The 21,374-nt window shown below is 72.9% G+C and carries 20 protein-coding genes; 10 read left to right on the top strand and 10 right to left on the bottom strand.

Annotated elements, in window-relative coordinates:
• Positions 1-67: 67 nt before the first annotated feature.
• A complete protein-coding gene (locus tag ACIO9J_RS31120) occupies positions 68-484 on the bottom strand; it encodes a cupin domain-containing protein (protein ID WP_402006984.1) in 417 nt (138 codons plus the stop codon).
• A 52-nt stretch (positions 485-536) separates the two neighbouring features.
• Here ACIO9J_RS31120 and ACIO9J_RS31115 point away from each other — a divergent pair, with 52 nt between their 5' ends.
• Both ACIO9J_RS31115 and ACIO9J_RS31110 read left to right on the top strand, forming a co-directional pair.
• The gene (locus ACIO9J_RS31115; RefSeq protein WP_402006982.1) at positions 537-1,604 is read left to right on the top strand and encodes a helix-turn-helix domain-containing protein; all 1,068 of its coding nucleotides are present in this window, start codon (positions 537-539) and stop codon (positions 1,602-1,604) included.
• Between the two features lie 94 nt (positions 1,605-1,698).
• Complete coding sequence (locus ACIO9J_RS31110) at positions 1,699-3,261, top strand: acetolactate synthase large subunit (RefSeq protein ID WP_402006980.1); 1,563 nt, start codon at positions 1,699-1,701, stop codon at positions 3,259-3,261.
• A 21-nt stretch (positions 3,262-3,282) separates the two neighbouring features.
• Here the strand turns inward: ACIO9J_RS31110 and ACIO9J_RS31105 are convergent, their stop codons facing one another.
• From ACIO9J_RS31105 to ACIO9J_RS31090, 4 genes are all read right to left on the bottom strand, one after another.
• The gene (locus tag ACIO9J_RS31105) at positions 3,283-4,689 is read right to left on the bottom strand and encodes a hypothetical protein (RefSeq protein ID WP_402006978.1); all 1,407 of its coding nucleotides are present in this window, start codon (positions 4,687-4,689) and stop codon (positions 3,283-3,285) included.
• Positions 4,676-7,564: a peroxidase family protein gene (locus ACIO9J_RS31100; protein ID WP_402006976.1), complete on the bottom strand. Its 2,889-nt coding sequence runs from the start codon at positions 7,562-7,564 to the stop codon at positions 4,676-4,678. The genes ACIO9J_RS31105 and ACIO9J_RS31100 overlap by 14 nt, the downstream gene beginning before the upstream one ends.
• A gap of 355 nt (positions 7,565-7,919) precedes the next feature.
• Positions 7,920-8,339 (bottom strand): YchJ family protein, encoded by a 420-nt coding sequence (locus ACIO9J_RS31095; RefSeq protein ID WP_402006974.1) that lies wholly within the window; start codon positions 8,337-8,339, stop codon positions 7,920-7,922.
• 37 nt (positions 8,340-8,376) lie between these two features.
• Positions 8,377-9,078, bottom strand: coding sequence for a FadR/GntR family transcriptional regulator (locus ACIO9J_RS31090; protein ID WP_402006972.1), 702 nt, complete (start codon positions 9,076-9,078; stop codon positions 8,377-8,379).
• A 181-nt stretch (positions 9,079-9,259) separates the two neighbouring features.
• Here ACIO9J_RS31090 and ACIO9J_RS31085 point away from each other — a divergent pair, with 181 nt between their 5' ends.
• Both ACIO9J_RS31085 and ACIO9J_RS31080 read left to right on the top strand, forming a co-directional pair.
• Positions 9,260-9,766 carry a gluconokinase gene (locus tag ACIO9J_RS31085; RefSeq protein ID WP_402006970.1) on the top strand — a complete coding sequence of 169 codons (507 nt, stop codon included), beginning with the start codon at positions 9,260-9,262 and terminating at the stop codon, positions 9,764-9,766.
• A gap of 90 nt (positions 9,767-9,856) precedes the next feature.
• The gene (locus ACIO9J_RS31080) at positions 9,857-11,254 is read left to right on the top strand and encodes a GntP family permease (protein WP_402006968.1); all 1,398 of its coding nucleotides are present in this window, start codon (positions 9,857-9,859) and stop codon (positions 11,252-11,254) included.
• Positions 11,255-11,336: 82 nt separating this feature from the next.
• Here ACIO9J_RS31080 and ACIO9J_RS31075 read toward each other — a convergent pair whose 3' ends face one another.
• The 5 genes from ACIO9J_RS31075 to ACIO9J_RS31055 all read right to left on the bottom strand — a co-directional run bounded on the left by ACIO9J_RS31075 (position 11,337) and on the right by ACIO9J_RS31055 (position 17,233).
• Positions 11,337-11,957 (bottom strand): cytochrome b/b6 domain-containing protein, encoded by a 621-nt coding sequence (locus tag ACIO9J_RS31075; protein ID WP_402006966.1) that lies wholly within the window; start codon positions 11,955-11,957, stop codon positions 11,337-11,339.
• Positions 11,941-12,606 (bottom strand): molybdopterin-dependent oxidoreductase, encoded by a 666-nt coding sequence (locus ACIO9J_RS31070; protein WP_402007684.1) that lies wholly within the window; start codon positions 12,604-12,606, stop codon positions 11,941-11,943. Before ACIO9J_RS31070 ends, ACIO9J_RS31075 begins: the two co-directional genes overlap by 17 nt.
• Before the next feature lie 132 nt (positions 12,607-12,738).
• Entirely contained in the window at positions 12,739-14,304 is a 1,566-nt protein-coding gene (locus tag ACIO9J_RS31065; protein ID WP_402006964.1) for an APC family permease, read from the bottom strand.
• 82 nt (positions 14,305-14,386) lie between these two features.
• A complete protein-coding gene (locus ACIO9J_RS31060) occupies positions 14,387-15,349 on the bottom strand; it encodes a hypothetical protein (protein ID WP_402006962.1) in 963 nt (320 codons plus the stop codon).
• 228 nt (positions 15,350-15,577) lie between these two features.
• Positions 15,578-17,233: an FAD-binding dehydrogenase gene (locus ACIO9J_RS31055; RefSeq protein ID WP_402006960.1), complete on the bottom strand. Its 1,656-nt coding sequence runs from the start codon at positions 17,231-17,233 to the stop codon at positions 15,578-15,580.
• A 227-nt stretch (positions 17,234-17,460) separates the two neighbouring features.
• Between ACIO9J_RS31055 and ACIO9J_RS31050 the strand changes: the two genes are divergently transcribed.
• The 6 genes from ACIO9J_RS31050 to ACIO9J_RS31025 all read left to right on the top strand — a co-directional run bounded on the left by ACIO9J_RS31050 (position 17,461) and on the right by ACIO9J_RS31025 (position 21,358).
• Positions 17,461-18,348 (top strand): DMT family transporter, encoded by an 888-nt coding sequence (locus ACIO9J_RS31050; RefSeq protein WP_402006958.1) that lies wholly within the window; start codon positions 17,461-17,463, stop codon positions 18,346-18,348.
• Positions 18,349-18,641: 293 nt separating this feature from the next.
• The gene (locus ACIO9J_RS31045; protein WP_402006956.1) at positions 18,642-19,286 is read left to right on the top strand and encodes a TetR/AcrR family transcriptional regulator; all 645 of its coding nucleotides are present in this window, start codon (positions 18,642-18,644) and stop codon (positions 19,284-19,286) included.
• Entirely contained in the window at positions 19,283-20,053 is a 771-nt protein-coding gene (locus tag ACIO9J_RS31040; RefSeq protein ID WP_402006954.1) for a glucose 1-dehydrogenase, read from the top strand. The genes ACIO9J_RS31045 and ACIO9J_RS31040 overlap by 4 nt, the downstream gene beginning before the upstream one ends.
• A 35-nt stretch (positions 20,054-20,088) precedes the next feature.
• Positions 20,089-20,625 (top strand): NUDIX hydrolase, encoded by a 537-nt coding sequence (locus ACIO9J_RS31035; protein ID WP_402006952.1) that lies wholly within the window; start codon positions 20,089-20,091, stop codon positions 20,623-20,625.
• Between the two features lie 23 nt (positions 20,626-20,648).
• Positions 20,649-21,041 carry a YidH family protein gene (locus ACIO9J_RS31030; protein ID WP_402006950.1) on the top strand — a complete coding sequence of 131 codons (393 nt, stop codon included), beginning with the start codon at positions 20,649-20,651 and terminating at the stop codon, positions 21,039-21,041.
• Entirely contained in the window at positions 21,029-21,358 is a 330-nt protein-coding gene (locus ACIO9J_RS31025; protein WP_402006948.1) for a DUF202 domain-containing protein, read from the top strand. The genes ACIO9J_RS31030 and ACIO9J_RS31025 overlap by 13 nt, the downstream gene beginning before the upstream one ends.
• The last annotated feature ends 16 nt before the right edge of the window (positions 21,359-21,374 follow it).

Genomic DNA, 21,374 nt, shown 5'->3' with positions numbered 1-21,374 from the left:
CACACCATCGCGGCGACCGGGCGCACCCGGTTTTCGCCCGGCCCGACCGCACCGCGGGGCACCCCGCCTAGCCGAGCTCACCCGCCAACGCGTGCCCCGTCGTCGCGTCCACGTGGTCCGGCACCTCCTCGTGCCGGTCGCCCACCGTGAGGGTCCCGGTGGGCTCGAAGAGCAGGATCCGCGCGCCGTCCGGGGCGTACGGCTTGTGTTCGACGCCGCGCGGGACGGTGAAGACCGATCCCGTGGGGAGCGTGACCCTGCGCTCCCCCGCCGGTTCGCGCAGGTCGATGTGGAGTTCACCGCCGAGTACGAGGAAGAACTCGTCGGTGTCGTCGTGCGCGTGCCACACGTGCTCGCCCTGGACCTTGGCGACCCGTACGTCGTAGTCGTTGACCTGGGTGAGGATGCGGGGGCTCCAGAGGGCGTCGAAGGAGGCCAAAGCCTGGTCGAGGGAGCGGGGTTCGGCGTGCGTGGACCTGTTCATGGGCCGATCATCGGCCGTGGCGCGCACCCGCCGCGAGTGCTAGAAATCGCATATGGCGCAAGAATCCTCTCAGGCCCCCGCACCGGCCGGGCCGCACCGCGTCGTCGTGATCGTCGACGAGAACTCCAACCCCTTCGAACTGGGCTGCGCGACCGAGGTGTTCGGCCTGCGCAGGCCCGAACTCGGCCGGGAGCTCTACGACTTCGCGCTCTGCTCGCCCGAGCCTGGCACCCTGATGCGGGACGGATTCTTCACGCTCACCGGCGTCGCGGGACTCGCGGCGGCCGACACCGCGGACACGCTGATCGTGCCCAACAGGCCCGACACCGACGTGCCGCGGCGGCCCGCGGTGCTCGACGCGGTGCGCCGGGCGCACGCGCGCGGCGCCCGGCTCGTGGGCTTCTGCAGCGGGGCGTTCACGCTCGCCGAGGCCGGGGTGCTCGACGGACGCAGGGCCACCGCCCACTGGCAGTGGGCGGACTCCTTCAGGGAGCGGTTTCCGGCCGTGCGGCTCGAACCGGACGTGCTCTTCGTCGACGACGGCGACATCCTCACCGCGGCGGGCAGTTCGGCCGCCCTCGATCTGGGTCTGCACATCGTGCGGCGCGACCACGGCGCGGAGGTGGCCAACTCCGTGAGCAGGCGGCTCGTGTTCGCCGCCCACCGGGACGGCGGGCAGCGGCAGTTCGTGGAGCGCCCCGTGCCCGACGTGCCGGACGCCTCCCTCGCGCCGGTCCTCGCCTGGGCACAGGAGCGGCTCGGCGAGCCACCGGCGCCGGGTCCCGGCCCCGCGGGCCCCCTCACCGTGGCCTCCCTCGCGGCCCACGCGGGCGTCAGCCCCGCCACCCTGCACCGCCGCTTCCGCGCCCAGCTCGGCACCACCCCGCTGGCCTGGCTCACCGGCGAGCGCGTGGCCCTGGCCTGCCGACTCATCGAGCGCGGCGAGGAGCGCCTGGACGTCGTCGCGCGCCGCAGCGGCCTCGGCACGGCCGCCAATCTGCGCGCCAGGCTGCGCCGCGAGACGGGGCTCAGCCCGACCGACTACAGGCGCAGGTTCGGCCCAGGCGGGCCCGGTCCGGCTGGCCGGATCCCGGCTGCCGCCCCGGCCCGGACTCCGTGAAGACTGGCACCCCTCCCACGCGCCGGACGTCGGCCACCGACGCCCCCGCACACCCTGCCCACCGAGCAGAGCCACCGAGCAGAGGCGGACCGCCATGCCGAACGGAGCGCAGATCCTGATCGACGGCCTCGTGGGCGCGGGGGTCCGCGCCTGCTTCGCCAACCCGGGGACCTCCGAGATGCACTTCGTGGCGGCGCTCGACGACGCCGCCGGACTCCGCCCTGTGCTCTGCCTGTTCGAGGGCGTGGCCACCGGCGCGGCCGACGGGTACGGACGGCTGGCGGGACGCCCCGCGTGCACGCTGCTGCACCTGGGCCCCGGGCTCGCGGGCGGCCTCGCCAACCTGCACAACGCCCGGCGCGCGGCGACCCCGCTGGTGAACGTCGTCGGCGACCACGCGCTGCGCCACAAGCGGCTCGACGCGCCCCTGGAATCCGACATCGAGGCACTGGCCGGTACGGTCTCCGGCTGGACCCGGCGTACGTACCACGCCGGTGAACTCGCGGGTGACGTCGCGGACGCGGTGGCCGCGGCGACCGGGCCGCCCGGCGCCATCGCCACGCTGGTGGTGCCCGCGGACGTGTCCTGGTCAGCGGCGGACGGGCCGCCCGCCGCCGTGCGGCCCGCCCGTGCCGCACGGCGCGGGCTCGTCTCGGTGGACGCGGTGACCGGCGCCGCCGCCGCGCTGCGCACCGGCGGGAGCGCCGCCGTCCTGCTCGGCGGCGAGGCCGTGCGCGGGGCCGGGCTCGCGGCCGCGGCGCGGATCGCCGCCGCGACCGGCGCGCGGCTGCTGTGCGAGACGTTCCCCGCCCGCATGGAGCGCGGCGCGGGCCGCCCCGCCGTGCGGCGGCTCGCCTATCCGCCCGCCGGAGCGCGGCGCCAACTGGCGAGCGTACGGCACCTGGTGCTGGCCGGGGCCGCGGCGCCCGTCGCCTTCTTCGCCTATCCGGGGCAGGACGGCGATCTGGTGCCCGAGGGGTGCGAGGTGCACGCGCTCGCGACGGGCGCGGAGGACGTGACGGCGGCGCTCGAAGGGCTCGCGGAGGTGCTGGGTCCCGGGTCCGCCGTACGGGAGGAGGCGGCGCGGCCCGCGCTGCCCACGGGCGAACTGACCGCCGAGTCGGCGGCCGCCGTGATCGGTGCGCTGCTGCCCGAGGACGCCGTGGTCGTCGACGAGGCGAACACCTCGGGGCTCTGGCTGCCCGGCGCGACGGCGGGCGCCCCGCCGCACGACTGGCTGACGCTGACCGGCGGGGCGATGGGGCAGGGCCTGCCGCTCGCCGTCGGCGCGGCGGTCGCCCGCCCCGACCGGCCGGTGCTGACGCTGGTCGGCGACGGGGCCTCGATGTACACGGTGCAGGCGCTGTGGACGCAGGCGCGCGAGGGCCTGGACGTCACGACGGTGGTCTTCGCCAACCGGTCGTACGCGATCCTGAACCTGGAGCTCGGGGCGGTGGGGGCGGCCCCGGCCAGGGAGCGGGCCCGCCGGCTGCTCGACCTGTCGGCCCCGGCGCTCGACTTCGTCGCGCTGGCGCGCGGCATGGGCGTCCCGGCCGAACGGGCCGAGACGGCCGAGGAGTTCGCCGCGCTCCTGAAGCGGGGGCTCGCGGAACCGGGTCCCTTCCTGATCGACTGCGTGGTGCCGCCGCTGGTGTGACCGGTCCGGCCGGTCCGAAGCTCAGTGGCCGTCCCACAGCTCCTCGTGGCGACGGTGCACGTCCGTGAGCCCGTGCCGGAAGAACCTCTCGTAGTACTCCGTCTCCACGTGGTGGACCTGGAGCCAGACGCCGGGGACGTGGATCGCGTCCGTGTGCGCGGGAAAGCGCCGGTGCGTGTCGTGGATGTACGTGCAGATGTCCCGCGCGCAGTCGACGACCCGCTCCTCGTACGCGCTGGCCTCCGCCAGATAGCGCTGCCCGTACTCCTCCTTGTAGATGTGCGCGAACACGTCCTTGTCGCCGTACACGCCGCCGGGCCCGAACTTGTCGCGGATGACCGCGTCGACCGCCGCGCGCATCGTCCGGTGGGCGGGCGGGCACGCGGCCGCGATCAGCGTCTCGCCCTCGGGGGACGTCAGGCCCACCGGGTGCGAGCGCAGCGCCGCGTACTTGGGGAGCGGGACGTGCCAGCGCCACAGGTCGGGCAGGCGCCAGCGCGGGGTGACGAAGGAGAAACCGAGCATCCTGCCGTAGGCGCGGGAGAACTTCGGGTCGCCCAGGGCGATCTGCGGGTTGACGGAGGCGTGGATCCACGCGCCGAGGCCCATCGCCTCGGCGGTCAGCATCAGGTTCTGGAGCAGCAGGTCCGCCTCGATCTGGGTGCGCAGCGGGCCGAGCGCGCCGAGCGGGAGCTTCAGGTCGCCGTTGAGGAATCCGTTGCGCACCCACTTCTTCACCCCGGCGGGCCGGTAGAAGTTGCGGTCGTCGACGAGGGTGGGGCGGGCGTGGTCGGGCTGGGTGAGCAGGTACATCAGGGCGTTGACGTACTGGTGGGAGAGGTCGACGACGGGGAACAGGAGCGTCGTGCCCGGCAGGTTCGACAGGAAGCGGTTCGAGTCGAGGTAGGCCGGGAAGTCGCGCAGCCCTTCGGCGACGTCCAGGCGGTGGTCGAGGACGCGGACCTTCGCGAGCCGGGCCCGCTCGACCAGGCGGCGCGCGTCCAGGGGTTCGGACGGGGCCGGGGGCAGCCTGCGCAGGAAGTACGTGCCCGAGTCGTTGATCAGGAAGAAGTGCGTGGCCTGCGCGTTGTCGGGGCTGCCCGCGGTGCGGCCCGCCATCGTCATGTTCGGCTTGGCCATGATGGGCGTGCCGTCGCGCGGATCGTCGAAGGGCCGGTCGGGCATCGTCAGCCCGGTGCATCCGGTCAGCGCGATCAGGACCGCTTCCTCCAGCTCGGACAGCGGGCGCGGCTCGTGCGTGGAGCGATGGCTCATCGAGCCCGCGGGGACGTCGGCGCCGCGGCTGACCCGGTGGGTGCGGCGGCGCCAGACGGTCTCCAGGAGCGGCCTGGCGAACAGGTCGGCGAGGCCCGGGTGGGCCAGGTCGCCGGTGTCCGCGGCGCGCCCCGCGCTGTCACCCTCCGACATGTCCGCCGCCGATCGGCTGCACCTGACGCCACGGCGCGAACGCGCTGGCGCCGCGCGGCAGCAGGCCCGCGAGGTCGGGGGCGTGCCGCAGGAGCACCGACTTCATGCCGCCCTTCTGCACCCAGTCGATGCCGAGCGGGGTGTAGATCTCGGGGCGGAAGTCCACGGTCAGGAAGCGGTCGCTCTGCAACCGCCGGGTGGCCATCAGGATGAAGATGCGGAAGGCCGTGTCGCTGAAGCCGAAGCCGTGCGGCGGATTCTCGGCGAACAGGCCGACGACGGTGTCGATCTCGTCGACCGAGCGGTAGACGTCCTTGAGGCGGGCGACGGTCACGGGGTCCTCGCTGAGGTCCTCGAAGCGCCGGATCCGCTGCTTGTGCAGGCCCTCGCGGAAGTCGTTGTAGCGGGGCACGCCGCGCCTGCGGGTGCGCACCAGGTCCACGACGGAGAGGTCGATGATCTCGCCGTCGCGCTCGAACTGCTGGAGCGCGCGCGGGAAGTTGTGCAGCGTGATCGCGCCGGGGTGGGCGATGCCGAGGGAGTACAGCGTGTCGGTGAGGCCCGTCTTGCGGATGGCGGCCTCGGCGGCGCCGCCCTGGATGTCGCGGAAGGCGAGGGTCTCCAGGCGCTGCCCGAAGTGGTGTTCGCGCATCTCGTAGTCGTCGGGGATCAGCGGGTGCATGCGGTAGACCGTGACGAAGTCCTCGGTCAGCGAGTACGGCGCGCCGTGGTGGTCGGGCAGCGTCTTGGGGATGCCCGTCAGGGAGTGCGCCTCCAGGAGCCACAGGCCGAGCTTGTTGAGCCAACTCTGCGGCGGGCCGTCCCAGTTGGTGTGCAGACCGAGATCGATGGCCTCGGTGGCGAGGATCGCGGGCGTCCACTCCACGGTGTGGATCTTGGCGATGAGGGCCGAGACGACCAGGCGCGCCGTGTGGTAGCGGCTCTCCGCGCTCATCGAGGGGTACGCCTGCCGCAGCGCGTCGCAGACCGCGTTGTGCTCGCGGGCGAAGAGGGTGTGCATGGAGCTCAGGCCGAGCCACCAGCTCTCGGCGAAGCCGGTCAGCGGGATGCCGTTCTGACCGAGGGGCAGATGGCCCTCTTCGAGGCGGAGCTTGTCGCCGCCGTCGGGCTCCCGCAGATACGTCGCGGTCTGCTCGCTCTCGCCGTAGACCTCCGAGCCGTCCCACCAGTGCGAGGCGGCGTTGGCGAAGAGCAACGGCGGCTGCCCGCCCGGCAGTTCGATGCCCTCGTTCTCGGCGAAGCGCATCACGTGTTCGGCGGGCCCGCCCGGGGTGTTGTGCCAGGTGCTGCCGGGCGGCAGCGGCACCTCGACGGCCTTGCCGCCGGGCTTGTACCTGCGGTGGTTGACCCAGTCGTGGACCTGGAACTGGATCCAGGCGGCGGCCAGGACGTTCAGCGAGGTGGCGGGCAGGAAGGTGTCCCGGTACAGGAGTTGGCGGCTGACGGTGACCGGGTTCGGGGTGTCGAAGAGGTCGGGACGGTAGCGCGGGCGGAGGTTGCGTCCGAAGGGCGCGCCGACGGCGCCCATGCCGGGCGCCGAGAGGTCGTTGTACGTCCCGTCGTAGGACCGCGCCGTGCGCAGCCGCTCGTCGACGGGCGCGGGCACGGGAGCGGCCTTCGGCGGGGCCTCGTGCTGGTCGGTGTCGATGAGGTTGCGGCGGCGCAGCGCCTTGCGCAGGAAGACGAGGTTGAGCAGGCTCGCCTCCAACGGCAGCTTGTGCCAGGGCACATAGCGGTTCAGGAGGCGGAACGCGCCGCCGACGGGCACTCCGAGCACCTTGTTGCGCAGCGGCTCGTCGGTGACGAAGCGCAGCCCCTGCCGGTGGGCGGCGCTCGCCTCGTACGCCGACTTGCGGGCCCTGTTGAGGTTGCCGAGCGGGCGGAAGTCGTCGGTGGTGTACCAGGGGTTGAAGCCGAGCACCTCGACGCGCCCGCCGGCCGCGCGGGCCTCCGCGGTGTCGAGGTCCTGGCTCGGCACGGTGAGCGTGGCCACGGGCAGCGCGGGCGCGACGGACTCCAGCCACTCCACGGCGCCGTCCTCGACCGGGGTGCGCCTGGCGTCGACGTAGCGCTGGACGCAGAGGTCGAAGGTGACGTCCTGGCGGGCGATCCTGGTCTCCAGCTCGCGCCGCAGGTACTCCGGGTCGCGGTGGCCGCCGCCCGCCGCGGCGGTGGCGCTGCCCGTGGGGCGCAGCAGATAGCGGACCGGGCCCGCCTCGCCCCACAGGACGGCGCCGCGGCTCCAGTACGTCTCCGAGGCCAGGCTGTCGACGGCGTGCCGGGAGGCGGCCCGCACGTTGCGGCGCATCCGGTTGGCGGTGGAGATGCCGACGGCGAGCGGGAGTTTGACCAGCAGGCCGAAGGCCTTGCGCAGCGGGGTCGTGGCGCCCGCCATCACCTTGGCGAAGGCGACGAACTCGCGGGCGTCGCGGGCGTGCGACACCGGGTGGTTGGTGGCGAGCAGGTCGTGGCTCTCCTCGGTGGAGACCGTCACGCGCACGGCGACGCCGCGCAGGTCGGCGATGCCGTCGGGCTGCCGGATGCCGCTGGCGTTGGAGAGTCGCACGGTCGCCGGGTACTCGGCGCCGGGCCGCGCGAAGCCCTGGCGCAGCGCGTCGGGCAGGTCGTCGTGGAAGCGCAGCCTGGCGTTCTCCACGCCGAGTGCGGCCTTCTCGTGGAAGGCGCGCCCGACGGCGGCGGCCCGTGCGCCGCGCCGGTTCTTCTCCTGAACCCGCATCAGTTCCTGTGCCAGGCGCGCGAAGAGGCGGCGTTCCGCTTCGGGGCTTCCGCCGAGGTAGCGCTCGTAGCTCCGGGGATTCTGCTGGCTCTGCGGGTGCTGTCCGGTGTCGGCCATCGGGCGCCTCTTTCTTCGCGCGGCGTACGGGACTGCGTGCGCGGGACCGCGCATGCGTACGCGGAACCGCGAAGGGACAGGGAGCAGGCAGACGCTACTGGCGGCACCGGTCGCCCGCAGCGCCGGTTCCCGCCTATGTGCACGGCCGCGCGCCGGCCTCGAACAGGCGGGCGGGCCAGGGCATTTGGGCCCGTCGGCGGCGTCGCGGGCCATCGTGGGAACCGTCCCGTACGCCGCGAACACACCCCGTGTGAACCTCCGCTTCCCAGCAGTCCCACGCGCACGGGTGCGCGGGTGGCCGGGTCACGACGGGTCTCGGACACCCGTCCGCCTCCGGCCGGGGGCGCGTCGGGGCTCAGTCGATGAACGTGCCGTCGACGTACACCCAGGCGCCGTCGACGCGCTCGAACGTGCTGCGTTCGTGCAGGGAGTCCGGGCGGCCGCCTTCGGTGTACCTGGCCAGGAACGTGACGGTTCCGCTCGGGTGGAACGCGGTGCCCTCGGTGGTGTCCTCGATGTCCAGGCCGGTCCAGCGCGTCCCGGGGTCGAACTCCACGCGTGGCGGCCGGGTCCGCGGGTGCCAGGAGCGCAGCAGATAGGCCTCGTCGCGGACCGCGAACGCGCTGTAGCGGGAGCGCATCAGCTCCTCGGGTGTGGCCGCCGCGGCCTCGCCCCTGTGCAGCCGGCCGCAGCACTTCTCGTACGGCTCGGGACGGCCGCAGGGGCAGGTCGCGGGGCGTGCGGTGCGGACGGGGCGGGCGGTGCGTCGGGACATGCGCCCATTGTCGCCGACCGCCCGGCGGTGCCCGTCGTCAGGGCGCGAGGATGTCCAGCTCCTGGAGGGCGCCCTCGGCGATCTCCCGCGTCAGCGCCTCGGCGCGGGCCGCGTCGCCCTCCCGTACGGCCTCGGCGACCCGTACGTGCAGGGTGACGGCGGGCGGGTCCGGGTCCTCGAACATCACCTGGTGCGCCGTACGGCCGGTGAGGACCTCGGCGACGACGTCCCCGAGCCGGGCGAACATCTCGTTGCCCGAGGCGTTGAGGATCACCCGGTGGAAGGCCACGTCGTGCTTCAGATAGCCCTCCAGCTGGTGCCCCCGCGAGTGGGCGACCATACCGAGCGCGCACTCGGTGAGCTCGGCGCACTGCTCGGCGGTGGCGTGCCGGGCCGCGAGTCCGGCGGCGACGGGCTCGATGGCGGAGCGCAGCACCGTGAGCGAGCGCAGCTGGCGCGGCCGGTCGGCGCCCGCCAGACGCCACCGGATGACCTGCGGGTCGTAGACGTTCCACTCCTCGGTGGGCAGTACGGTCACGCCCACACGGCGCCGTGACGCGACGAGGTGCATGGACTCCAGGACCCGGACCGCCTCGCGCATCACGGAGCGGGACACCTCGAAGCGCTGGGCCAGCTCGTCGGTGCGCAGCACGCTGCCGGGCGGGTACTCACCCGCGGTGATGGCGGGCCCGAGGCTTTCCAGTACGCGGGAGTGCAGCCCTCGGGCCTGTGCGGTCATGACGAAAGCCTACGAGGAGAAGGCCGGAAGCAATAAGTCAGACTTTTACGTCACAGGCACTTGAATTCATCAGACCTAATGGGTTTCAGTGGCGTGAACGCGTTGGCCGGGACCACCCCCCTTCGGTCCCGGCCGGCGCGGCCGATGTCGATGAGGACATGAAGACAGCGAGGCACCAGCGATGAGCACCACCCACGTCGTCGTAGTCATGGGCGTGGCAGGAACCGGCAAGACCACGATCGGCCCCCTGCTCGCGGACCGGCTCGGCGTTCCCTACGCCGAGGGCGACGATTTCCATCCGGCGGAGAACATCCAGAAGATGTCCTCCGGTACGCCGCTCACCGATGACGACAGGTGGCCGTGGCTCGACGCCATCGGCGCCTGGGCCCAGGGGCGGGCCGGAAAGGGCGGAGTGGTCAGCAGCTCCGCGCTGAAGCGGAGTTACCGCGACCGGCTGCGGGCCGCCGCGCCCGGCGTCGTCTTCGTCCACCTGACCGGTGACAGGGCCCTCATCGAGGAGCGGATGTCGCATCGGCAGGGGCATTTCATGCCGACCGCGCTGCTGGATTCGCAGTTCGCCACGCTTCAGCCTCTCGGGGCGGACGAGGCGGGTGTCGACGTCGACGTCTCGGGTGGGCCCGAGCAGATCGCCGATCGGGCTTCCGAAGCCCTTCGGGCTCTCGGCTGAGCCCTTTCTCCGCGGGCCGCATGCCGCTGGTCTCGCAGTGCCCCGCGCCCCTGAAGGGGCGCACTCGTACCCACGTACAAGGAACCCACCGTGACTCATCTCAGCGTCGAGATGCTGGCAGCGGACCCCGTCGAGCCGATCACCTCGGCGGGCCATGCCCAGCTGGGGATCGCCGTCCTCGCGGGCATCGCCGTCATCGTCCTGCTCATCACCAAGTTCAAGCTGCACGCGTTCCTCGCGCTGACCGTCGGGTCGCTCGGACTCGGCGCCTTCGCGGGCGCGCCGCTCGACAAGACCATCGAGAGCTTCACCAAGGGCCTCGGCTCGACCGTCGCGGGCGTCGGTGTGCTGATCGCCCTCGGCGCCATCCTCGGCAAGCTGCTCGCCGATTCCGGCGGCGCGGACCAGATCGTCGACACGATCCTGGCCAGGGCGGGCGGGCGTTCGATGCCCTGGGCGATGGTGCTCATCGCCTCGGTGATCGGTCTGCCGCTCTTCTTCGAGGTCGGCATCGTGCTGCTGATCCCGGTCGTCCTGATGGTCGCCAAGCGCGGCAACTACTCGCTGATGCGGATCGGCATCCCGGCCCTCGCGGGCCTGTCCGTGATGCACGGGCTCATCCCGCCGCACCCCGGACCGCTCGTCGCGATCGACGCGGTCAAGGCCAACCTGGGCGTCACGCTCGCGCTCGGCGTCCTCGTCGCCATCCCGACCGTGATCATCGCCGGGCCGCTGTTCGCCAAGGTCGCCGCGCGCTGGGTGGACGTCCCGGCCCCCGAGAAGATGATGCCGCAGCGTCCCTCGGAGGACCTGGAGAAGCGTCCCGGCTTCGGCGCGACGGTCGCCACGGTGCTGCTGCCCGTCGTCCTGATGCTGGCCAAGGCGCTGGTGGACATCGTGGTGGACAACCCCGACGCCACCGTCCAGCGGGTCTTCGACGTCGTCGGCTCGCCGCTGATCGCGCTGCTCGCCGCGGTCATCGTCGGCATGTTCACGCTGGGCCGTGCGGCCGGATTCACCAAGGACCGGCTCTCGACGACCGTCGAGAAGTCGCTCGCCCCGATCGCGGGCGTGCTGATGATCGTGGGCGCGGGCGGCGGCTTCAAGCAGACGCTCATCGACGTCGGCGTGGGCCAGATGATCCTGGACTTCTCCAAGGACTGGTCGATCCCCGCGCTGCTTCTCGCCTGGCTGATCGCGGTGGCCATCCGGCTCGCGACGGGTTCGGCGACGGTCGCGACGATCTCGGCGGCGGGGCTGGTGGCACCGCTCGCGGCCGACATGTCGACCACGCACACGGCGCTGCTCGTGCTCGCGATCGGTGCGGGTTCGCTGTTCTTCTCGCATGTCAACGATGCGGGGTTCTGGCTGGTCAAGGAGTACTTCGGACTGGACGTCGGTCAGACGATCAAGACGTGGTCCGTGATGGAGACGATCATCTCCGTGGTGGCGGGCGGTCTGGTCCTGCTGCTGTCCTTGGTCATCTAGCGCGCCGTCTCCTCGGGGCTCCGCCCCGGACCCCGCTCCTCAATCGCCGGAGGGGCTGAATCTTGCCGCCAACAGGCTCGGTTCAGTCCCTCCGGCGCCACAACCCATGCTCCCGCTCCGCCCACTCCGGGTCCACCGACCCCGTCCTCATCCCCCGCCGCGCCTCCGGGTCCGCCAGCGCCATCCCCACGTGGCCCGCGAGCACCACGCCGATCGTCAGGGCCAGCCAGTCGTGTACGAACGTGCTGCTCGTGCGCCAGACCAGCGGGGTGAGGTGGGTGAACCACATCAGCAGGCCCGTGCCGAGCATCACGAGGACCGCGCCCGCCAGCCACCCGGCGAACAGCTTCTGGCCCGCGTTGAACTTGCCCGCCGCGGGGCGCCGACGGCGCCGGAGCGCCGCCCGCAGCCACGCCCCGTCGTGCGGCCCGAAGCGGTTCAGGAGCCGCAGGTCGCCGCGGAAGGCGCGGGAGACCAGGCCCGCGAGGAACGGGGCGGGGAGCAGCAGCCCGGACCACTCGTGGACCGTGACCACCAGGGCGCGGCGGCCCACCAGTTCGGCGAACTGGGGCAGGTAGAGGCAGGCGGCGCTCGCCACGCACAGAACCATCAGGAGCGCCGTGGCCCGGTGCACCCCGCGTTCGACGCGACTGAACCGCCGTACCCGTACCGGCGCGTCGGCCCGTTCAGAGAGTCGGCTCATCGTCCCGCCCGTTCGATTTGCCGACCCACGCGTCCACGTCGTAGCCGCGGTGCTCCCAGTAGCCCGGCACGACCTCGTCGGTCAGCGTGATGCCGGAGAGCCACTTGGCCGACTTGTAGAAGTACATCGGGGCGACGTACAGGCGGACGGGCCCGCCGTGCGTGTGGCCGATCGGGGTGTCCTGCATGCGCAGGGCGACCAGGACGTCCTTCCTGCGGGCCTGTTCGAGGGTGAGGCTCTCGCTGTACGTCCCGTCGAAGCAGGTGAACCGCACGGCTCGGGCCGCCGGGCGCACTCCCGCGGCGTCCAGCAGCCGGTCGAGCCGCACACCCTCGAAGGACGTCTTCGGCACCCGCCAGCCCGTCACGCACTGCACGTCGCGGACGAGACGCGTCTGCGGGAAGCGGCGCAGGGTCGCCAGGGTGTGGGTGACGGGCCGCTCGACGAGCCCGTCGATCCGCAGCCGGTACGAGGACGCGCTCCGGTGCGGCACGGACGCGGCGACCGAGTAGTAGCGAAAGCCCCCGCCGTTGGGCAGCAGGTCGGTCAGGCCCGTGGGGTCCTTGTCGGCGGCGGCGCCGAGGAAGGACTCCAGGCCGCGCTGGAGCGGGGGCGCGGCGGCCACCCCGAGGGCGCCGAGGCCGAGCATGCCGAGGACGATGCGGCGGCCGACGGGGGCGCCCCGCCCGTCGTCCTCTCCGGTCGTTCGTGTGGTCACGCTTCGATTCGAGCACTCGCGGCGTCTTCGGGCCAGAGGCCGCGGGACGCCGTCAGCGTTCCGTCACATCTCGGCGCCGCCGGACGCCTTCTCCAGCTGGAACGCCTCGTTGCCGAGCCCGATGCGGGCGTGCGCCGCGGGGTTCCTGGCGCGCAGCACCGCTCCGTAAACCACGCCGATCGCGGCGGCGAGGAAGATGATGCCGGGCAGCACCCGGCTGAGCGCCGAGTCCTTGCCCGCGCCGACCAGGACGTCGAAGTCCTTGACGGTGTACCCGGCTATGACGAGCAGCCCGGCCGTGGCGAGCGCGGACGCGGCGATCCGCCAGGCCTGGGCGCGGGCCGCTCCCCTGCGTACGAAGAAGACGATGACGGCGACGGACGCGGTGGCCATCAGCAGGATCACGCCGAGCGCGCCGATGTTGCCGCCCCAGGTGAACAGGTGCAGGACGGGCGCCGTCGGGTCGCCCGCAGCGCCGTCGTCGGCGACGGCGAAGCCCACGACGACCACGACGGAGACGACGGTCTGGAGCAGCGAACCGGTGCCGGGGGCGCCGGTGGAGGTGTTGGTGCGGCCGAACGCGGCGGGCAGCAGCCGCTCGCGGCCCATCGCGAAGGCGTACCGCGCCACCACGTTGTGGAAGCTGAGGATCGCCGCGAACATGCCGGTCACGAAGAGCACGTGGAGGACATCGGTGAAGGTGCCGCCGAGCCGGGACTCGGTGAGGTGGAAAAGCAGCCCCGCGCTCTGCTCCCGAGCGGCCGGGACGATCCCCGACGGGCCCGCGGCGACGGTGAGCGCCCAGGAGCTGAACGCGAAGAAGACGGCCACGAAGCCCACCGCGAGGAACATCACGCGGGCGACGACGACCTGCGGGCGGCTGGTCTCCTCGGCGTACACGGGCGCCTGCTCGAAGCCGGTGAAGGCCGCGATGCAGAAGCAGAGCGAGGTGGCCACGCCCGCGCCGGTGAGGGTGTCCGGGTTGAACGCGTGCAGGGACAGGCCCTCCTTGGCCGGGTCCGCGACGGCCGCGACGTCGAAGACGACGACGAGCGCCACCTCGACGAGCAGCAGCACGCCGAGCACGCGCGCGTTCAGGTCGATCTTGAGCCAGGCGAGGACCGCGACGACGGCGACCGCGACGAGGGCCGGTATCCACCAGGCGACCTCGACCTCGGCGTACGTCCGGAGCAGCCCGGACACCTCGAAGCCGAGCATGCCGTACAGGCCTGCCTGCAACGCGCTGTAGGCCACGAGCGCGACGAGTGCGGCACCGGCGCCCGCGGTGCCGCCGAGGCCCCGGGATATGTAGGCGTAGAACGCGCCCGCGTTGTGGACGTGCCGGCTCATCTCGGCGTACCCGAAGCTGAAGAGGGCGAGGACGACGCCGAGGACGAGGAAGAGCAGCGGCTGTCCGACGACACCCATCACGCCGTACGTGGTGGGCATGACGCCCGCGACGACCATCAGCGGTCCGGTCGCGGCGAGCACGGACAGCAGCAGGCCCGCCGTGCCGAGGCGGCCCGCCCGCAGCGCGGTCTCCTGGCCCTTGTACGTGCTGATGCCGGTGCCGCCCGTCCGATCACCGAGGGTGCCGGTGCCGCTCGGGCGCGAACTTCCCTTCGCCATGGCGCGGTTGTCCTTTCGGGTTACTGATGCGGGGGTGCTGGTGCCGGATCGCTGATATCGGGTTGCTGATCGGGGGCGCGTGTCACGCGGAGCCGAGCGCCGCGGTCCGTGCGGCGCCGAACGCCTCGTAGGGGTCCCGGTCCGGGTACGACCAGGGGACCGGGGTCGCGTGTCTGCCGATGCGGTGGAAGAGCGCGGCGGCCTCGGCCGCCCTGCCCTCGCAGGACGTGGCGTGCGCGAGGAAGTTGAGGTCGACGCAGGCGCGCGGGTGGGCGGGGGCGCCGGGCCGCTGCCACTCCAGCCACCAGTCGAAGGCGGCCTTCATCACGCCGCGGGCGCGGCGCCCCGTCCAGTGCCCGGACGCGGCCGGGTCTGCGGATTCGAGGCCCGCGGCGGCGAGGACCCGGTAGCGCTCGGCGTGCGCGACGACCGGGAGGACCGCCAACGGGGAGTCCGCGAGGGCCTGTTCGGCCGCCCAGGAGGCGAAGTCGTAGACCTCGTGCAGCGGGTCCTGTCCCGCGCCGGGGCGCCGCTCGGCGAGCCTGGCCACCATCAGGTGGTGGGCGTGGTGGTGCCAGGGGTGGCGGTGGCGGACCTCGTCGAAGAGGCGCACGACGTCCTCCTCGCGGCCCAGGGAGCGTTCGAGCAGGAGCAGCGCGAGCCAGGGCGTCGGGTCGGCGGGCCGCCGCGCGGCCGTCTCACGGCAGACGGCGCGCACCTCGTCCGAACGCGCCTTGCCGCGCAGCGCCTTGTGCACGGCGGCGAAGGCGAGCAGCACCCCCGCGTCGTAGCTCTCCGGCTCGGCGAGCCGCCAGTCGCGCGCCCAGGCCTCGGTGGTGGGTTCCTGCGCCAGGACGTCGACGCGGTGCCCTCTGCGGTCCCAGTCGTCCCCGGTGGCGGCGAGCAGGGCGCGGACCTCGGTCCAGCGGCCCTGCCCCAACGCGGCGCGTGCGCTGACGAGTTCGACGTCGTCGAGTGCGGCGTCGAAGGCATGGGCAGGACGCTTCTTGCGGTAACGGCCCAGTGGGGGTGGGGGTGGTGACACCGCGGGACGCCCTCCCCGGCGCGACTGTGTACGGATGATCACTCACAGCAAACCGGTAGGCGGCGCTCCGCGTCAAGACCCGCCCGTACGCTGGCCCTTCGTCAACTCGCCCCACAATGTGCGGGGGTTCACTCCTCACCTGGGGTAACCCCCGGTCGCGGATGTATGCGCTTTACTTTCCGGTTGCCTTTCCGGTTGCCTTTCCGGGCTTTTCCGCCCGGGGGCGTCCTACCGGACCGCCGCGGCCGCCGCCCGGCCCGCCGTACGGCCCGAGAAGAGACAGCCGCCGAGGAAGGTGCCCTCCAGGGAGCGGTAGCCGTGCACCCCGCCGCCGCCGAAACCGGCGGCCTCGCCCGCCGCGTAGACGCCCGCGAGCGGCTCGCCGCCCTCGGTCAGGACCCGCGAGGAGAGGTCGGTCTCCAGGCCGCCGAGCGTCTTGCGCGTGAGGATGTTCAGGCGCACCGCGACCAGCGGCCCGGCCTTGGGATCCAGGATCCGGTGCGGCGCCGCGGCCCTGATGAGCCGGTCGCCGAGGAACTTGCGGGCCCCGCGGATCGCCGTGATCTGGAGGTCCTTGGTGAACGGGTTGGCGATCTCGCGGTCCCGTGCGGCGAGGGTGCGGCGCAGCGCGGCCTCGTCGATGAGCGGTTCCTTGGTGAGCGCGTTCATGCCGCGCACCAGCGAGCCCAGGTCCTTCTCGACGACGAAGTCGGCGCCGTGGTCCATGAACGCCTTGACGGGTCCGGGCACTTCGGACCGCGCCCGGTCGATGACCCCGCGCACCGACTTGCCGGTCAGATCGGGATTCTGCTCGGACCCGCTGAGCGTGAACTCCTTGCCGATGATGCGCTGGTTGAGCACGAACCACGTGTAGTCGTACCCGGTGCCCATGATGTGTTCGAGCGTGCCGAGGGTGTCGAAGCCGGGGAAGAGCGGCACCGGAAGGCGGTCGCCGCGCGCGTCGAGCCAGAGCGAGGAAGGGCCCGGCAGGATGCGGATGCCGTGCTTCTCCCAGATGGGGTGCCAGTTCTGGATGCCCTCGGTGTAGTGCCACATGCGGTCGCGGTTGATCAGGCGCGCCCCCGCGCCCTCGGCGATGCCGAGCATCCTGCCGTCCACGTGCGCGGGCACGCCGGAGATCATCTTCTCGGGCGGACTGCCGAGCCGCTGCGGCCAGTTGGCGCGGACCAGATCGTGGTTGCCGCCGATGCCGCCGGAGGTCACGATCACCGCCTGCGCGCGGAACTCGAAGGACCCGGTCACCTCGCGGCTGCTGGCCTTGCCGCGCTCCACGGAGGAGTCTTCGAGGACCTCCCCCGTGACCGTGTCGACGGTGCCCGCGCTGCGCCCGAGGCCGCTGACGCGGTGCCGGAACTTCAGCTGGACCAGACCCCGCGCGACGCCCTCGCGCACCCGCCGCACGAACGGCGCGAGCAGTCCGGGCCCGGTGCCCCAGGTGATGTGGAAGCGCGGCACCGAGTTCCCGTGCCCCTGCGCGTCGTACCCGCCGCGCTCGGCCCAGCCGACCACGGGGAAGAACCGCACGCCCTGCCCGTGCAGCCAGGACCGCTTCTCGCCCGCCGCGAAGTCGACGTACGCCTCGGCCCACTTGCGCGGCCAGTGGTCCTCCGGACGGTCGAAGGCGGCCGTGCCCAGCCAGTCCTGGAGGGCCAGCGCGTGCGAGTCCTTGATCCGCAGCCGGCGCTGTTCGGGCGAGTCGACGAAGAAGAGGCCGCCGAAGGACCAGTGCGCCTGACCGCCGAGCGACTGCTCGGGCTCCTGGTCGACGAGGATGACCCGGCGGCCCGCGTCGACCAGCTCCGCGGTCGCCGCGAGACCGGCGAGCCCCGCCCCGATCACGATCACATCTGCGTCGTACGCCATAGGGGTCGTCCTCCTCGACAGGGTCCCGCGAAGTTACCGATGGGTCAGATCCTGGATAGCGCAGTGACGGACGTCAACCGACAGACGGCGGAAGTTCGTCAAGCGGGCGGGCGCGGAGCGGGACGAAGGGGACTATCGTCGGTCAAGTACCACGGTGACGCCGCACCGCCGCGACGCCCCGCCAAGTCCCCGCTCCCCGACCCGCCTTGAGCCCCGAGGTGCCTCACGTGCCGGTTACGGTCCTCCTTCTCGCCGTCGGTGCCGCCTGCTGCCTCGGCTTCGGCTTCGTACTCCAGCAGAACGCGGCGCGGCACGCCCCGCTGAGCGACTTCCTCTCGCCCCGGCTGCTGCTCGACCTGGTGCGGGTGCCGCGCTGGCTCGCCGGGATCGGCCTGATGGTGTGCGGCATGGTGCTCGGCGCGGTCGCCCTCGGGCACGGCGAGGTGACCCTCGTCGAACCGCTGCTGGCCACGAACCTGCTCTTCGCGCTCGCCCTCTCCCGCCACCAGACGGGCCAGCCGCTCGGCCGCCAGGGCTGGGCGGGCCTCGTGCTGCTCGCGGGCGGCGTCACGGCGTTCATCGTGGCGGGCGAGCCGCACGGCGGGGCCGCGGTGACGGACCCGGTGCGGCACTGGCTGATCATCGGCCTGATGACCGGCGGCGCGCTGCTGCTCACGGCGTTCGCGAAGCGGTCCCGGCTCAGCGCGGGCCCCGCCCTGCTGGCGCTCGCGGCCGGACTGCTCTACGGGGTGCAGGACGCGTTGACGCGGGTGAGCGGACAGCGGTTGTCCGCGGACGGCTGGGCGGGGCTGCTCGCCGGCTGGCAGCCGTACGGGGTGGTCGCGCTCGGCATCGTCGGGCTCGTCCTCGTGCAGAGCGCCTTCGAGACGGCGCCGCTGCGGATGTCCCTGCCCGCGCTCACGGCGGCGCAGCCGCTGGCGGGGATCGCGTGCGGGGTGGGGTTCCTCGGGGACCGGTTGCGCACCGACGCGGGGGCGCTCGCCTGGGAGGCGGGCGGGCTTCTCGGGATTGTGGTGGGGGTCGTGCTGCTTGGGTTGCACCCGGCTATGCCGTCTGGGGGTGCGGCGGGGGAGCGGGAGCTTCAGCGGGCCTGAGGCCTGAGCGGGGGCCTTGGCTGGGGTCTCGTGCATTCCTGCGGGAGCGTCGTGGCTAGGGCTCTCGTATCCCCGCGGGTGCGTCGTGGCTGAGCGCGCAGTTCCCCGCGCCCCTTGGTTAGCCGTCCCTGTCTGCGGGTCAGGGGGCTCTCCGACTAGGGCTCTCGCGCATTCCTGCGGGAGCGTCGTGGCCGGGCGCGCGGTTCCCCGCGCCACTGGGCCAGCCGTCCCTGTCTGCGCGTCCCCTGTGAGGGCGTCTCGCTTTTAATAATGGGCAGCATTACAGTGGGGGTATGGCCAGGACATCAGGTTCCGAGACTCGGGAGAAGCTCATCCGTGCCGGGGAGGAGGTCTTTGCCGGGCAGGGGGTGGACGGGGCCCAGTTGCGGGACATCGTGCGGATCGCCGGGCAGAGCAATCCCTCCGCCGTGCAGTACCACTTCGGTTCGCGCGGCGGGCTGCTCGACGCCGTGATGGCCGCGCGGCAGGACCGCACCGAGCTGGTGCTCGCCGCGGAGCTGGAGCGCGTCGGCGACGGCGCGGATCTGCGCGGTCTGCTCGGCGCCCTGGTGGCCGCGGAGGCCACCGAGCTGCGCACCGAGCGCGGGCGGCGCTGTCTGCGCGTGTCCGCCCAGCTCAGCCACGAGAGCGGCGTACGCACCAGGACCCCGCACCCCACCCTCGACGGCACCGTCTACTGGCGGCTGATCGGCCGCGTGGAGGACTGCCTCACCGCGGCGGGCCTGCCCGAGCCACTGCGCCTGGAGCGGCTCGACCTGGCGCTGACCCTGGTCGGCGCCGCCCTCGGCGACCGCGCCCGCCAGTACCTGGCGGACACCACCCCCCTGACCGACGAACGGCTCTTCCTCGCCGACCTCGTCGAAACCACCGCGGCCCTGCTGCGGGCCCCGCGACCCCACCTTGGAGAGACCCCATGAGCGAGCACGACCTCACCGGCAAGACCGTCGTCATCACCGGCGCCGCCCGCGGCCTGGGCGCCGACGCCGCCCGCCAGGCGGTGGCCGCGGGCGCCAACGTCGTCATCACCGACGTCCTCGACGAGGAGGGCGAGGCCACCGCGAAGGCCCTCGGCGACCGCGCCCGCTTCGTCCACCACGACGTGACGTCCGAGGCCGACTGGCAGCGGGTGGCCGACTTCGCGGTCGCCGAGTTCGGCGGCATCCACGGCCTGGTGAACAACGCGGGGATATCCACCGGACAGTTCCTGGAGTCGGAGTCCGTCGAGCACTTCCGCAAGGTCCTCGACATCAACCTCACCGGTGTCTTCATCGGCATGAAGAGCGTCATCCCTGCCATGAAGGAGGCCGGGGGCGGATCCATCGTCAACATCTCCTCCGCCGCCGGGCTCATGGGCCTCGCGCTCACCGCCGGGTACGGCGCGTCCAAGTGGGGCGTGCGCGGCCTCACCAAGATCGGCGCGGTGGAGCTGGGCACCGCCCGCATCCGCGTCAACTCCGTGCACCCCGGCATGACGTACACCCCGATGACCGCCCAGGTCGGCATCGAGCAGGGCGAGGGCAAGTACCCCAACACCCCGATGGGCCGGGTCGGCGAGCCGCACGAGATCGCGAGCGCCATGGTCTTCCTGCTCTCCGACGCCGCCTCCTACGTGACCGGCGCCGAGCTCGCCGTCGACGGCGGCTGGACGGCCGGCCCCACCGTGAAGTACGTCATGGGGCAGTGAACTCCCCCGTCCGGCGTTGCGGTTGGATGGACCGCATGACGGCGAACGACGGCCCCGCACCCGACCCGCGCGACGAGATCATCACCATCGTCGACGAGCACGACGAGGTGGTCGGCGAGGCCCGGCGCGAGGACGCCTACGCGCGCGGGCTGCGCCACCGCTGCGTCTTCATCCAGGCGCGGGACACCGAGGGCCGCGTCTTCGTGCACCGCCGCACGCCGGTGAAGCTGGTCTTCCCCTCGCTGTACGACATGTTCGTCGGCGGCGTGGTCGGCGCGGGCGAGGACCCCGACGACGCGGCGCTGCGCGAGGCGGAGGAGGAGCTCGGCGTCCGGGGACTCCCGCGGCCCACCCGGCTGTTCACGTTCCTGTACGACGACGGCGCAGGGAAGTCCTGGTGGTCCTACCTGTACGAGGTGCGCTGCGACCTGCCGGTGGACCCGCAGGCCGAGGAGGTCGCCTGGCACGCCTTCCTCACCGAGGAGGAGCTGGAGCGGCGGCTCGGCGAGTGGGAGTGGGTGCCGGACGGGCTGGCCGCCCATCACCGCCTGAAGGCCTTCCGCGCGCGCTGACCGGCACGGCTTAGGGTGCGCCCGTGAGCAATTTCGTACAGAGCCTGAAGCTGTGGTTCGCGCCCGAGCGGATCCGCGAGGAGGGCGACACCCCCGACTACCGCTTCTCGCTCGCCAACGAACGCACCTTCCTGGCCTGGCTGCGCACCGCGCTCGCGCTGATCGGCGGCGGCTTCGCCGTGGACCAGTTCCTGCCGGACCTGCGCTGGGCGTGGCGCATCGGGCTCGCCCTGGCGCTGCTCGCCGCGGGCGTGCTCTGCTCACTGCGCGCGGTCAACCACTGGGTGCGCTGCGAGCGGGCGATGCGGCGCGGCGAGGACCTGCCCGCGAGCCGGTTCCCCGCGATCCTGGGGCTCGCCGTCGCGGTGGTCGCGCTGGCCATGGTGGTGGTCGTGCTCTTCGGGTGGGAGGGGTGACACCGGCCGGGGAACAGGTGCGCGATCCCGGACTCCAGCCGGAGCGCACCCGCCTCGCGTGGCGGCGTACGACATTGTCGTGCACGGTCGCCGCCGTGCTCGCGGGGCGGGCCGCGCTGCACCACGGGCCGACCGTGCCCGGCGTCCTGGCCTGCGCCCTGTGTCTGCTGCTGTGGCTGGGTTTCCTGGCCGTCGCGCACCGCAGGATGGTCGCCCTGACCACGTGCAGGCCCCGGCCGCTCACGGCGGGCACCGCACGGGCCGCGGCCCTGTGCACGCTGGCGCTCGCCGTGTGCGCGGCGGCGATGGTGTTCTGAGGCGCGCGGCCCCCGG

Origin of the sequence: Streptomyces sp. NPDC087300 (assembly GCF_044744425.1) — a bacterium.
GTDB lineage: Bacteria > Actinomycetota > Actinomycetes > Streptomycetales > Streptomycetaceae > Streptomyces.
Note: the sequence above shows the minus strand (reverse complement) of the source record. Positions and strands in the feature narration are given on the sequence as shown.